The following is a 13,257-nucleotide window of genomic DNA, read 5'->3' on the forward strand; positions in this document are numbered from 1 at the left end:
AACATCGCGATCGGGCCGATCCTGCTCGGCGCGGCCAAGCCCGTGCACGTGCTGACCGAATCGGCGACGGTGCGCCGCATCGTCAACATGGCGGCGCTGCTCGTGGCGGATGTCAGCGCGGCATCGCGCTAAGCGCTAGCCAAAGGCACTCACGCACCGACGCACTAACGTTCGGCACACGGCGGGTGCCCGGCCCCATCATCAGAAGAAAAAACGGCGTGCCCATTGCGGGCACGCCGGGGGCGAAAAGAGAGGCTGCCGCCCCAAGTGCATGAAACGACGATTTCCGACTGCTCGAAGCGGCGGCGAGGAGGCAAAGACTCGCCGCATCGGGCACCGTCGAGACGAATCTTATCTTCTATGCGATAAATTTTATCTTATTGAGGATAAATAAGACGATCGGAAGTTTCGCGAAATGACGCTAAACCTTTCATTTTCCAGACAAAGATTGCGTCGGAGGGCCGTTAGCGATACCCTTACACTTTTCGTGGTTGTTCACTTTCGATCTAGCTCGACCTAGCAGCAGGAAATCTGGCCGATGACACGCGCGGGAACACGCGAACGAGCGGGTAAGTGGCTTCGTCACGGTGCGCTCGCCGCCTTTGTGGCCGCGGCCGGCTGGACGGGCATTGGCACGGCCGGCAGCCCGGTCGTATCCTCCGTGGCCTTGGCGCGGGAAGTGTCGCGTTCGCCCGCGGGCATCTCAGGAGCAATCGCGCCGGCACAGTTGCCGCCCGAGGCCGTGGCTACCTTGAACGCGATCGCAGCCGGCGGACCCTATCGGTACGCAAAGGACGGCGTCGTATTCGGCAATTTCGAGCGGCTGCTGCCGCCGCATCGGCGCGGTTACTACCATGAGTACACGGTCCCCACGCCGCGGGCGAGAAACCGCGGCGCGCGCCGCATCGTGTGTGGCGGTCCCCCGAGGCGGATCGACAACTGTTTTTACTCAGACGACCACTACAACAGTTTTAAACGCATAGTTGAATGATATTGGGATGAACGGCATGAGCGACAACGTCTACGCGCACGACACCGCAGTCGCGACGGATATGTTCGCGGCCGGCGACGGCAATCTTTTTCAGCGTGTCATGCAAATGCGCATGGCCGAGCGCGATCAGAGCCCGGAGGGTGCGGAGGGCGACGCGGCATCATCCCGGCATTCACCGAGCGAGGAGCCTATGAGCCTTTTCGCGACCGTGCGACCGAACATCGTCCAATCGATCCGGGCATTTCGCGTGCAGGACCTCGCCGACGAGGCCCAGCGGCTCGAGCAGCACTTTCTGTTCGCGTATTGCGGCCAGGCCGCGTCGAAGCAGGAAGTGCTGGAGACGATCGCCACGTCGTTCCTGTTTCCGAAGCACTTCGGCAAGAACTACGACGCGCTCTACGATTGCTTGACCGACCTCGTGCACAAGGCGGGCTCGCAGCCCGGCTTCGTAATCGTGCTCGAGGGGCTGCCGATCGCTCAGAAGTTCGACAAGGAAGGGCGCGAAACGCTGCTCGACGTGTTTCGCGAAGCGGCCGAATTCTGGGCCGAGCGCAAGGTCGCGTTCCGCGTCTTTTATTCGTTCGCCTGAGCCGCCTTCACCACCCGCCCCAACGTGCGGCAAGCGCGGCCAGCACCGCGATGCCGGCCGTCTCTGTGCGTAATACGCGCGGGCCCAGCGACAGCGGGGTGAACCCATGCGCGGCGGCGGCATCTTCCTCCTCGGGCGAAAGCCCACCCTCCGGCCCGATCAGCAGCGTGACGTCGCCGCTCGGCGGCGACTCCGGTAGCGATGCGAACCCGGTCACCGCGCGCGGCGAGAGCATGAGCCGCATTGCGCCGGCATCGCTGGCCGCTCCGGCCGCGGGCAGCGTCTCGAGCCATTTCGACAGGTCGAGGGCGGGATCGACGCCGGCCAAGCGGTTGCGCCCGCACTGTTCGCAGGCGGCGCGCACGATGCCTTGCCAGTGAGCCTGGCGGCGGCCGGCGCGCTCGGCAGAGAGTCGCACGACGCCGCGGGCCGTGACGAGCGGCGCGATGCGCGAGACGCCGAGTTCGATCGCCTTTTCGATGAGCCAATCCATTTTGTCGCCGCCCGCGATGCCCTGGGCCAGCGTGATCCGATAGGGCGTCTCGGCCTCGATGGGCGTGAATGCGCCGATCTCGGCGAGCGCGCTGCGGCGCCCGATTTCAACGAGCCGAGCGTCGTGCTGCCCGCCCCGGCCGTTGAACAGCGTCAGCGTGTCGCCGGCCGCGAGGCGCAGCACTTGGACGTGGCGGGCGACTTCTTCCGGCAGTGCGACGACGTCGCCGGGCGCGAAGTCGGAGTCGACGAAAAAGCGAGGCATAAAGCGGTATTCGAGGATCGTTCAGGGGTAAGCGGGACGCAATGACCGGTGTTCGGCGCCGGTGCCTGCCCGTCGCCTGCCGGCAGGCCCGTCAGCGCAGGCCGCCGCGGACGCCGCGCGGCAGCGCGAATAGGCCCGGGTGCAGTGCGGCGTCATAGTAGCGCAACGCGTCGATGCCGCGGGCCGCTAGCCGCTCCTCGATGTCGTGCTTGAACAGCGAAGCCGCGTCGAGTGTGTCGCTCGCGAGCGCCATGAGCCAAAGCGAGCCGTACAGCGGCACGAACGCGGACATCACGTCGACCATCGCGAAGCTCGCGCGCAGGCCGCGCACGAGCGCGGCTGCCCGTTCGAGGTGAAACTGCGCCGAGCCCAAATGCATGGACAGCATCGCGCGCGGCGTCAGTGCCGCCTTCAGGCGCGCATAGAAGGCCGAGGTATAGAGTTCGGCGGCGGGAGAGTCGGGCGGGGTCAGATCGAACACGACGAGATCGAACCGTTCGGTCGTCGTCGCGACGAAACGCGCGGCGTCGCCTATGACGAGTTGCACGCGCGCGTCGTCGAGCGCGCCTTGGTGCACGTCGGTCAAATGCTCCCGCGCCATGCTGACGACGGCCGCGTCGAGCTCGGCCACGACGATCCGCTCGATGCTCGGATGCGCGAGCAGTTGCCGGGCCGCGCCGCCGTCGCCGCCACCGAGCACGAGCGCCTTGAGCGGTGCCGGATGCGCGAGCGCCGCTGGGTGCACCATGCATTCGTGGTAGACGAACTCGTCTCCCACCGAGGTCATCGGGCGTGCGTCGAGCGTGAACAGCAGGCCGAGTTGCGGCGTGTCCCACACCTCGATGCGTTGATGCGGCGAATCGACGTGCGCGACCCGGCGCGCGCCGGGAAAGCCGTAAGCGGCGCCAGGCGTGGGATGAAAGAGCAGCGGTGGGTCGACGCGGGAGAACACTTCAGGGGAGCGATGGTCGCGACTCGGGTCGCCATGCGGCAATTATAGAACCGAGGCGCACGGAACCGCGGCGAGGAGCGGAGCGCCATCTGTTAGAATGGCATGCTTTGCAGCCTGTCCGTTTGCTCCTCCCGCCTCGTACCCCGGCGGTTGCCCCGCCCGCGCGGGCGGCGGTCGAACACGAGCAGCGGTCCGCCGCGCGCCACGCTTTCTCGACTCGTTCTCCGGACTCGACATGACGACCTCGTCTCCCGCTACCACCGCTCTCATGGCGAACGCCATCCGCGCGCTCGCGATGGATGCCGTGCAACAAGCGAACTCAGGCCACCCGGGCATGCCGATGGGCATGGCCGAAATCGCCGTCGCCCTTTGGTCGCGCCACCTGAAGCACAATCCGGCCGATCCGCACTGGGCCGACCGCGACCGCTTCGTGCTCTCGAACGGCCATGGCTCGATGCTGCTCTATTCGGTGCTGCATCTGACCGGCTACGACCTGCCGCTCGCCGAGCTGAAGAACTTCCGTCAGATGCATTCCAAAACGCCGGGGCACCCCGAATACGGCATCACGCCGGGCGTCGAGACGACGACGGGGCCGCTAGGCCAAGGTCTCGCGAATGCAGTCGGCATGGCGCTCGCCGAATCGCTGTTGGCGGCCGAATTCAACAAGGCCGATGCCAAGATCGTCGATCACCACACGTACGTGTTCCTCGGCGACGGCTGCCTGATGGAAGGCATTTCGCACGAGGCCTGCTCGTTCGCCGGCACGCTTAAGCTGAACAAGCTGATCGCGCTGTACGACGACAACGGCATCTCGATCGACGGCCACGTCGAGTACTGGTTCGCCGACGATACGCCGAAGCGTTTCGAGGCATACGGCTGGAACGTGATCCGCAATGTGGACGGCCATGACGTCGAAGCGCTCGACGCAGCGATCGCCGCGGCCAAGCGTGCGGACAAGCCCACGCTCATCTGCTGCAAGACCGTCATCGGCAAGGGTGCTCCCACGAAGGCGGGCGGCCATGACGCGCACGGCGCGCCGCTCGGCGCGCAGGAAATCGCCGCCACGCGCGAGGCGATCGGCTGGAAGTGGGAGCCGTTCGTGATCCCGCAAGAGGTCTATGCGGCGTGGGATGCGAAGGCAGCGGGCGCGCAGCGCGAAGCGCAATGGAACGACAGCTTCGCGCAGTATCGCGCGAAGTATCCGCAGGAAGCGGCCGAGTTCGAGCGCCGCGCGAGCGGCAAGCTGCCGGCCGATTGGGCCGCCAAGGCGCAAGCGATCATCGCCGGCGCGAACGAGCGGGCCGAGACGGTCGCTACGCGCAAAGCGTCGCAGCAGGCGATCGAAGGGCTCGCCGCCGTGCTGCCCGAGCTGCTTGGCGGCTCGGCCGACTTGACCGGCTCGAACCTCACGAACTGGAAGGCCAGCAAGCCGGTGCGCGCCGGCGAGCACGGCATCCAGTGGGGCAACCACATCAATTACGGTGTGCGCGAATTCGGCATGAGCGCTGCCCTCAACGGCCTCGCGCTGCACGGCGGCTACAAGGCGTTCGGCGGCACGTTCCTGACGTTCTCCGATTACAGCCGCAACGCGCTGCGTGTCGCCGCGCTGATGAAGTCGCCGTCGATTTTCGTGTTCACGCACGATTCGATCGGCCTTGGCGAAGACGGCCCGACGCACCAGTCGATCGAGCACGTCGCGAGCCTGCGTTTGATCCCGAACCTTCAAGTCTGGCGTCCGTCGGATACGGTGGAGACGGCTGTGGCGTGGACGCAGGCCGTCGAGCATCAAGGCCCTTCGTGCCTGATCTTCAGCCGCCAGAATCTGCCGTTCTCGACGCGCACCGATGCGCAAATCGCCAATATCGCGAAGGGCGGCTACGTCCTGCGCGATTGGAACGACGAGATCGTCGCGCGCAAGATCATTCTGATCGCGACGGGCTCGGAAATCGAACTCGCGCTGAATGCCGTCGAACCGCTCGCGCAGCAAGGGATCGCGGCGCGCGTCGTCTCGATGCCGGCGACGACCGTGTTCGACCGCCAAGACGCGGAATACCGTGAACGCGTGCTGCCCAAGGGCGTGCGCCGCGTCGCGATCGAAGCGGGCGTGACCGATTTCTGGCGCAAGTACGTCGGCCTGGAAGGCGGCGTGGTCGGCATCGATACGTTCGGCGAGTCGGCTCCGGCCGGCGTGCTGTTCAAGCATTTCGGCTTTACCGTGGAGCATGTCGTCGCAGCGGCCAAGGCGGCGCTCGAGTAACGATAGATCCGCGGGAAGACGCAATAAGGCTTCCCGTTGCATCGCGCGAGCGGCCCCGCCTCGCGATGCGCCGGGAAGCATGAGGTACGACGGTTTTTTTCAGCCCCAATATCAGGAGAACCATCATGACGGTACGCGTTGCAATCAACGGGTATGGCCGGATCGGCCGCAACACGCTGCGTGCGTTCTACGAGAGCGGCAAGAAGCACGATCTGCAGATCGTCGCGATCAACGATCTCGGCAACGCGCAGACGAACGCCCACCTGACGAAGTACGACACGGCGCACGGCCCGTTCCCCGGTGAAGTGTCGGTCGAGGGCGAGAACATGATCGTCAATGGCGACAAGATCCGCGTGCTGGCGAACCGCAACCCTGCCGAACTGCCCTGGGGCGAACTCGGCGTCGACGTCGTGATGGAGTGCACGGGCTTTTTCACGTCGAAGGAAAAGGCGAGCGCGCACTTGGCCGGCGGCGCGAAGAAAGTGCTGATCTCGGCGCCGGGCGGCAAGGACGTCGATGCAACGATCGTCTACGGCGTGAACCACAAGGAGCTGAAGGCCGCGCACACGGTGATCTCGAACGCCTCGTGCACGACGAACTGCCTCGCCCCGCTCGTCAAGCCGCTGAACGAGAAGATCGGCCTCGAAACGGGCCTCATGACGACGATCCACGCGTACACGAACGACCAGGTGCTCACGGACGTCTATCACGAAGACCTGCGCCGCGCGCGCTCGGCCACGCACAGCCAGATCCCGACGAAGACGGGCGCCGCTGCCGCGATCGGCCTCGTGCTGCCCGAGTTGGCCGGCAAGCTCGACGGCTATGCGATCCGCGTTCCGACGATCAACGTGTCGATCGTCGATCTCTCGTTCATCGCCAAGCGCGACACGACGGTCGAGGAAATCAACGCGATCATGAAGGACGCCGCAGAGGGCGAGCTCAAGGGCATCCTCGGCTACAACACGGCGCCGCTCGTCTCGATCGACTTCAACCACAACCCGGCGAGCTCGACGTTCGATGCGACGCTGACGAAGGTGGCCGGCCGTCTCGTGAAGGTGTCGAGCTGGTACGACAACGAGTGGGGCTTCTCGAACCGCATGCTCGATACGGCTGTCGCACTCGCAACGGCGAAGTAAAGCGGGCGTCAGCCCATCCCCGGTCGGTCAGACGGTGGGTGGGCGCCTAACCGCCAAACGAAAGAGCCGCCCCTATCAATGGGCGGCTCTTTTCATATCGAGCCCTCGGATTGTCCGTCGAACCACCGGGCCGTCGAACTATCGGGCGGTCCGGCTATCGGCTCGTCCGCGTCCTCGCGTCAGTGCTTGCGATGCGGACACGCTTCCTTCGTACAGACACCGTATAGTGCGAGCGCGTGTTCCTGCAGCTTGAACCCGCGCTCTTCCGCAATCTTCTGCTGGCGTTTTTCGATTTCCGGGTCGAAGAACTCCTCGACGCGCCCGCAGTCGATGCACACGAGGTGATCGTGATGCGAGCCCTCGTTCAGCTCGAACACGGCTTTGCCCGACTCGAAATTGCTGCGCGAGAGCAGGCCCGCCTGCTCGAACTGAGTCAGGACGCGGTAAACGGTGGCGAGACCGATGTCGAGTTCCTCGGTCAGCAGGTTACGGTAAACGTCTTCTGCGGTCAGATGCCGCACGGCGCTGCGCTGAAAAATTTCGAGAATTTTGAGGCGCGGTAGGGTCGCCTTGAGCCCGATGTTTTTGAGATCGGTCGGATTGGTCATGGCTAGGCATCCCTAGAGTACAATGCACGATTCGAATAGTAATGGGTTTTTACTGTTCCGGTCATCTTCGGTGAAACTCGCGCGGCCTGGCGCAGGGTAAAAAAGGGCCCGCACGGTGGGTGAAATGAGTCCAAATTTTCTTATGAAGCGCGGGGGGAGTCACGTGCGCAAGCTGTTGATCGCTGCCTCGACGGTTGCGCTAGTTACGGGATGTTCGACCTACGACAGCCTTACGCAGCGCGTCGCTCAGAGCATTACGCCGTATCGCATCACCATCGTGCAGGGCAACTTCGTTTCGAAGGAAGCCGCTGCGAAGATGCACGTGGGCATGACGCGCGACGAGGTCAAAACGACACTCGGCACGCCGTTGCTCACCGACATGTTCCATAACGAGCGCTGGGACTATGTCTTTTACTTCAAGCGCGGCTCCACGGCCGTCGTGCAGCAGCGCGACTTCGTCGTCAACTTCCAGGGCGACACCGTCGTGAGCTGGTCGGGCGGCGAGGATCTGCCGTCCAACCTCGAACTGCTCGCCGACATCGACGGCGACAAGCTCGGGAAGAAGGCGGCGAAGGAACGGGCAAAGGCCGCCGCGGCCGCCTCTGCCGCCGCCGCGAGTGCCGCCGCCGCGCAGCCGGCCAGCGGCACGGCGCAAGCGAGCGAGCAAGCGACGGAAGACGCGAACACGGCTGCCGCGCAAGCCGCGAACCGCGCGACGAACCAAGCGCCCGCCACGCCGGAGAAGCCGGCCGTGCGTTCGGGCACGCCGTCGAACGGGCTGCCGAACAACGTGTCGCCGCAAGTGACGCCGCAGTTCCAGTTCCATCGCCAGCCGCAGCCGTCGTCGCCCGATCAAAGCAACCCGGTCGGTCCGGCCGGTACGCAGTCGAGCACCGGCGGCACGAGCGGACAGACGGTCTCGTCGTCCCAGCAGGGCGCGTTGAGTTCGGGCGGCTGATCGTTCGTTCTTTCAAGGGCCGTTGGTGCAGCATCGAGCACGAACGGCCTTTCGGGCGGGCCGTGCGCGCGATGCGCGCCGCCCGCTTTTTGTTTTTCCCAGGCGCGAAGCGCGAGTGCCTGCGCACTGCGTGCGCCGCCGGCAGGTAAAGCCACGGCCGGCTCGTCATTGAAAAGGGGTATGCATGTTGCCGATGAAAATCGCCATCGCCGGCGCGTCGGGCCGGATGGGCCGGATGCTGATCGAAGCGGTTCTGAACGATCCCGACGCGACGCTCGCCGGTGCGCTGGATCGATCGGGCGCGCCGCAGCTCGGCGAGGATGCCGGGGCATTCCTCGGGCAGCGCACGGGCGTCGTGCTCAGCGACGATCTCGACGCCGTGCTCGCGCAATCCGATTGCCTCATCGATTTCACGCGTCCCGAAGGCACGATGGCGCATATCGAGGCGGCGCTGCGTCACGGTACGAAGCTCGTGATCGGCACGACCGGCATGACCGATGCCGAGCGCGACACGGTGCGCGCGGCGGGCGAGCGGATCGGCGTCGTCTTCGCCGCGAACATGAGCGTGGGCGTGAACGTCACGCTCAAGCTGCTCGAGTTCGCCGCCCGCCATTTCGCCACCGGCTACGACATCGAAATTGTCGAGGCGCATCATCGCCATAAGGTCGATGCCCCCTCCGGGACGGCGCTTGCCATGGGCGAGGCCATTGCCGGTGCGCTCGGCCGCGATTTGAAGGATTGCGCCGTCTACGGCCGCCACGGCGTGACCGGCGAGCGCGATCCCTCGACGATCGGCTTTTCCGCGATTCGCGGCGGCGACATCGTCGGCGATCACACGGTGCTGTTCGCCGGTACCGGCGAGCGCGTCGAAATCACGCACAAGTCGGCAAGCCGCGTCTCGTATGCGCAAGGCGCGCTTCGTGCCGCGCGCTTCCTCGCCGAGCGCGGCGCCGGTTTGTACGACATGCAGGACGTCCTCGGACTGCGCTAAGGGTAAGCGACGGCGCGGCCGGCGCGCGGCAGCGCTTTGGGATTCGGGATCGGAGTTCGCACTCGCATGCAAAACACGAGCATCGTTCACTATTTGCAATCGGGAGACGCGCTGACGCACGCCGTCGCCTATGTGCTCTTGGCCATGTCGATCGCAAGCTGGTGCTTTCTGATCGTCAAAGGCTGGATGCTCGGCCGCGCGAAGCGTCAGGGGCCGCGCGCCATTGCGCTGTTCTGGCAATCGGCAACGCTTTCCGATGGCGTGCTCGCGCTGCGCGGCGCGGATCGGGAGCGTGTCTTCACGCCGCTCGCCCAGGCCGCGCTGGCGGCATCCGAAGTTCACACGCCGTCCGCGATGCTCGCGCGCGTCGAGCGCAGCGAGCGCGTCCTGCGCGCGTTGCGCGAGGCGCTGCTCGCGTCTCAGCGCCGCATCGAGTTCGGGCAGGTGCTGCTCGCCTCGGTCGGCAGCACGGCGCCGTTCGTCGGCTTGCTCGGCACCGTGTGGGGCATCTATCACGCGCTCGGCAGTATTGCCGCGAGCGGGCAGGCGATGATCGAGAACGTCGCCGGGCCCGTCGGCGAGGCGCTCATCATGACGGCATTCGGCCTTGTCGTCGCGATTCCCGCCGTGCTCGCCTACAACGTGCTGGGCCGCATGCAGCGGCAGGTGTCCGAAGAGCTGGACGGCTTCGCGCACGATCTGCACGCGTACGTCTGCGCGCCTTCCTGATCATGGCATTCGGCGGATTCGACAAGGACCGCTCGGCCGCGCCGATGGCCGAGATCAACATGACGCCGCTGATCGATGTCATGCTCGTTCTGCTCGTCATCTTCATCATCACGGCACCGCTGTTCACTCACGCCATTCGACTCGACTTGCCGAAGGCGGTTTCCGCTCCGGCGCCGCAAACCCCGCAGACCATCACGCTGTCGATCGACGACGCGAGCCGGCTTTATTGGAACGGAAAAGCGCTCACGCTGGACGACTTGCGCGCGCGTCTCATCCAAGCGGGCAAGGCTGCGCAGCCGCCCGAGCTGCATCTGCGCGCATCGCGCGCCACGCGCTACGACGTCATCGCGCAGGTGATGAGCGCGGCGCAGCAGGCGGGGCTCGATCGAATCGGCTTCGTCACCGAGCCGCCGCGCACGGGCGGGCCGGGTGCGGCTTCCCCGCCGCCCGCGCCTTCCGCCGGTCGATAACGGCCGAAGGGGCCGCAAAAACGGTCGAAAATGGCCACGAACGGCTACAAGCGGCTATAAACGGCGCGCCGCGCATGCGGCTCGCGCGCTCGTGGGCGGTATAATCGCCGTTTTCCCCATTCGCGGGGGAAAGTGCATTTCGACGTATCGCCGCGCCCGCTTCGCAAGGCGCCACGACAGCCAAGCCCGAACCACCGCCATGCAAGAAAAATACTTACCCGCCGACATCGAAGCCGCCGCCCAGGCAGATTGGCGTGCGTCCAACGCTTACCGCACGGCGGAAGTCGCCGGCAAGCCGAAGTTCTATTGCGTCTCGATGCTGCCGTATCCGTCGGGCAAGCTGCACATGGGGCACGTGCGCAACTACACGATCAACGACGTCATGTACCGTTATCTGCGGATGAACGGCTACAACACGTTGATGCCGATGGGCTGGGACGCTTTCGGCATGCCGGCCGAAAACGCGGCGATGGCCAACGGCGTGCCGCCCGCGAAGTGGACTTACGAAAACATCGCCTACATGAAGCGGCAAATGCAGTCGATGGGGCTTGCAATCGATTGGTCGCGCGAGGTCGCCACGTGCGATCCGAAGTACTACAAGTGGAACCAGTGGTTTTTCTTGAAGATGCTCGAGAAGGGCATCGTGTACAAGAAGACGGGCACGGTTAACTGGGATCCGATCGACCAGACGGTGCTCGCGAACGAACAAGTCATCGACGGGCGCGGCTGGCGCTCGGGCGCGCTCGTCGAAAAGCGCGAAATCCCGATGTACTACATGCGCATCACGCAGTACGCCGACGAGCTGCTGAACGACCTCGACGGTCTCGGCTGGCCCGAGCGCGTGAAGGTGATGCAGCAGAACTGGATCGGCAAGAGCTTCGGCGTGAACTTCGGCTTCCCGTACGAGCTCGACGGCGAATCCAAACTGCTGCGCGTGTTCACGACGCGCGCCGACACGATCATGGGCGTCACGTTCTGCGCGATCGCGGCGGAGCATCCGCTGGCCGCGCGCTTGGCGCAGGGCAAGCCCGAACTGCAGGCGTTCATCGACGAGTGCCGGCAAGGCGGCGTGGCCGAGGCCGAGATCGCGACGATGGAAAAGAAGGGCATGCCGACGGGCTTTTACGTCACGCACCCGCTCACGCAGGCGAAGGTCGAGGTGTGGGTCGGCAACTACGTGCTGATGAGCTACGGCGAAGGCGCCGTGATGGGCGTGCCCGCGCACGACGAACGCGATTTCGCGTTCGCGAAGAAATACGGCTTGCCGATCAAGCAGGTCATTGCCAAAGCCGGCTGCGAGTATTCGCTCGATGCGTGGCAAGCGTGGTACGGCGAGAAGGACGGCATCGCCTGCGTCGACAGCGGGCGCTACGACGGCATGGGCTACGAGGAGGCCGTCGATGCGGTCTCGGCCGATTTGAAGGCGCTCGGCGTCGGCGACAAGCAAGTCACCTGGCGGTTGCGCGATTGGGGCATCTCGCGCCAGCGCTACTGGGGCACCCCGATTCCGCTGATTCACTGCGCCGCCTGCGGCGACGTGCCGGTGCCCGAAAAGGATCTGCCGGTCGTGCTGCCCGAGGATCTCGTGCCGGACGGCACGGGCAACCCGCTCGCGAAGTCCGCCGCGTTCGTGAACTGCACGTGTCCGACATGCGGCGCGCCCGCCAAACGCGAGACGGACACGATGGATACGTTCGTCGATTCCTCGTGGTACTTCTCGCGCTACACGTGCCCCGACGCCGAGACGATGGTCGACGCGCGCACCGATTACTGGATGCCGATGGATCAATACATCGGCGGCATCGAGCACGCGATCCTGCACTTGCTCTATTCGCGCTTCTGGACGAAGGTGATGCGCGACATGGGACTCGTGAAATTTGGCGAACCGGCCAAGAACCTGCTCACGCAGGGGATGGTGCTCAACGAAACGTTCTATCGCGAGGACGCTTCGGGCAAGAAGACGTGGTACAACCCGGCCGACGTCTCCGTGGAGCACGACGACAAGGGGCGCCCCGTCGGCGCGACGCTCAATACCGATGGGCAGCCGGTCGTGCTCGGCGGCATCGAGAAGATGTCGAAGTCGAAGAACAACGGCGTCGATCCGCAACTGTTGATCGATCAACACGGCGCCGATACGGCGCGGCTGTTTACGATGTTCGCGGCGCCGCCCGAGCAGCAGCTCGAATGGTCGGGTTCGGGGGTCGAGGGCGCGAGCCGCTTCTTGCGCCGCGTCTGGGCGTTCGGGCATGCCAATCAAGCCGAGCTCGTCGCGCGCGACACGTTCGACCCGGCGCAGCTCGCGCAAATGGACAAGACGCTCCGCCGTGAAATCTACAGCGTGCTGAAGCAGGCCGATTTCGACTACCAGCGCTTGCAGTACAACACGGTCGTCTCGGCCTCGATGAAGATGCTCAATGCGCTGGAAGATGCCAAGCTCGCGCGCCCGAGCGTGCTGCGCGAGTGCTACGGCGTTTTGCTGCGCGTGCTGTATCCGGTGGTGCCGCATGTGACGCACGCGCTGTGGCAAACGCTGGGTTTCGTCGACGAATTCGGGTCGCTGCTCGACGCGCCGTGGCCCAAGGTCGACGAAAAAGCGCTCGAGCAAGCCGAGATCGAATTGGTGCTGCAAGTGAACGGCAAGGTGCGCGGCGCGCTGACGGTCGCCAAGGATGCGCCGCGCGAAGCGATCGAAGCGGCGGCGCTTGCGCACGAGATGTTCGCGCGCTTCAGCGAGGGCAGGAGTCCGAAGAAGATCGTCGTCGTGCCGGGTCGGCTCGTGAACGTCGTCGTTTGAAGGCGCAGCGCGCGCCGCGATTCAA

At 65.2% G+C, this 13,257-nt stretch carries 13 protein-coding genes; 10 read left to right on the forward strand and 3 right to left on the reverse strand.

All coding sequences use genetic code 11. From position 1 onward, the window contains the following. From DWV00_RS32015 to DWV00_RS32025, 3 genes are all read left to right on the forward strand, one after another. Positions 1–132 (forward strand): phosphate acyltransferase (locus DWV00_RS32015; RefSeq protein WP_281272701.1); only part of this gene is annotated, 132 nt, incomplete at its 5' end. Between the two features lie 406 nt (positions 133–538). Next, positions 539–991 (forward strand): ribonuclease, encoded by a 453-nt coding sequence (locus DWV00_RS32020; RefSeq protein ID WP_115537639.1) that lies wholly within the window; start codon positions 539–541, stop codon positions 989–991. A 16-nt stretch (positions 992–1,007) separates the two neighbouring features. Then, the gene (locus tag DWV00_RS32025; RefSeq protein WP_115537685.1) at positions 1,008–1,580 is read left to right on the forward strand and encodes a barstar family protein; all 573 of its coding nucleotides are present in this window, start codon (positions 1,008–1,010) and stop codon (positions 1,578–1,580) included. A 7-nt stretch (positions 1,581–1,587) separates the two neighbouring features. On the opposite strand, the gene DWV00_RS32030 is transcribed toward DWV00_RS32025, so the two are convergent. Together DWV00_RS32030 and speE are read right to left on the reverse strand one after the other, a co-directional pair. Continuing rightward, positions 1,588–2,337, reverse strand: coding sequence for a 16S rRNA (uracil(1498)-N(3))-methyltransferase (locus tag DWV00_RS32030; RefSeq protein ID WP_115537640.1), 750 nt, complete (start codon positions 2,335–2,337; stop codon positions 1,588–1,590). 91 nt (positions 2,338–2,428) lie between these two features. Continuing rightward, positions 2,429–3,289, reverse strand: coding sequence for a polyamine aminopropyltransferase (speE, locus tag DWV00_RS32035; RefSeq protein ID WP_115537641.1), 861 nt, complete (start codon positions 3,287–3,289; stop codon positions 2,429–2,431). Positions 3,290–3,524: 235 nt separating this feature from the next. On the opposite strand from speE, the gene tkt reads away from it, so the two are divergent. Together tkt and gap are read left to right on the forward strand one after the other, a co-directional pair. Then, positions 3,525–5,546, forward strand: a complete 2,022-nt coding sequence (gene tkt, locus DWV00_RS32040) for a transketolase (RefSeq protein ID WP_115537642.1) — start codon at positions 3,525–3,527, stop codon at positions 5,544–5,546. Between the two features lie 125 nt (positions 5,547–5,671). Further along, positions 5,672–6,682, forward strand: a complete 1,011-nt coding sequence (gene gap / locus DWV00_RS32045) for a type I glyceraldehyde-3-phosphate dehydrogenase (protein ID WP_115537643.1) — start codon at positions 5,672–5,674, stop codon at positions 6,680–6,682. Positions 6,683–6,861: 179 nt separating this feature from the next. On the opposite strand, the gene fur is transcribed toward gap, so the two are convergent. Continuing rightward, positions 6,862–7,290, reverse strand: coding sequence for a ferric iron uptake transcriptional regulator (gene fur / locus DWV00_RS32050; RefSeq protein ID WP_115537644.1), 429 nt, complete (start codon positions 7,288–7,290; stop codon positions 6,862–6,864). 124 nt (positions 7,291–7,414) lie between these two features. On the opposite strand from fur, the gene DWV00_RS32055 reads away from it, so the two are divergent. The 5 genes from DWV00_RS32055 (at position 7,415) to leuS (ending at position 13,232) form a co-directional block, all read left to right on the forward strand. Continuing rightward, positions 7,415–8,248 carry an outer membrane protein assembly factor BamE gene (locus DWV00_RS32055; RefSeq protein ID WP_115537645.1) on the forward strand — a complete coding sequence of 278 codons (834 nt, stop codon included), beginning with the start codon at positions 7,415–7,417 and terminating at the stop codon, positions 8,246–8,248. A gap of 193 nt (positions 8,249–8,441) precedes the next feature. Further along, positions 8,442–9,239: a 4-hydroxy-tetrahydrodipicolinate reductase gene (gene dapB / locus DWV00_RS32060; protein ID WP_181885654.1), complete on the forward strand. Its 798-nt coding sequence runs from the start codon at positions 8,442–8,444 to the stop codon at positions 9,237–9,239. A 66-nt stretch (positions 9,240–9,305) separates the two neighbouring features. Beyond that, positions 9,306–9,968 carry a MotA/TolQ/ExbB proton channel family protein gene (locus DWV00_RS32065; RefSeq protein WP_115537647.1) on the forward strand — a complete coding sequence of 221 codons (663 nt, stop codon included), beginning with the start codon at positions 9,306–9,308 and terminating at the stop codon, positions 9,966–9,968. A gap of 2 nt (positions 9,969–9,970) precedes the next feature. Beyond that, positions 9,971–10,438 carry an ExbD/TolR family protein gene (locus tag DWV00_RS32070; RefSeq protein WP_115537648.1) on the forward strand — a complete coding sequence of 156 codons (468 nt, stop codon included), beginning with the start codon at positions 9,971–9,973 and terminating at the stop codon, positions 10,436–10,438. 199 nt (positions 10,439–10,637) lie between these two features. Then, complete coding sequence (leuS, locus tag DWV00_RS32075; RefSeq protein WP_115537649.1) at positions 10,638–13,232, forward strand: leucine--tRNA ligase; 2,595 nt, start codon at positions 10,638–10,640, stop codon at positions 13,230–13,232. Positions 13,233–13,257: the final 25 nt, after the last annotated feature.

Source organism: Trinickia dinghuensis, from assembly GCF_003367175.1.
Classification (GTDB): Bacteria; Pseudomonadota; Gammaproteobacteria; order Burkholderiales; family Burkholderiaceae; genus Trinickia; species Trinickia dinghuensis.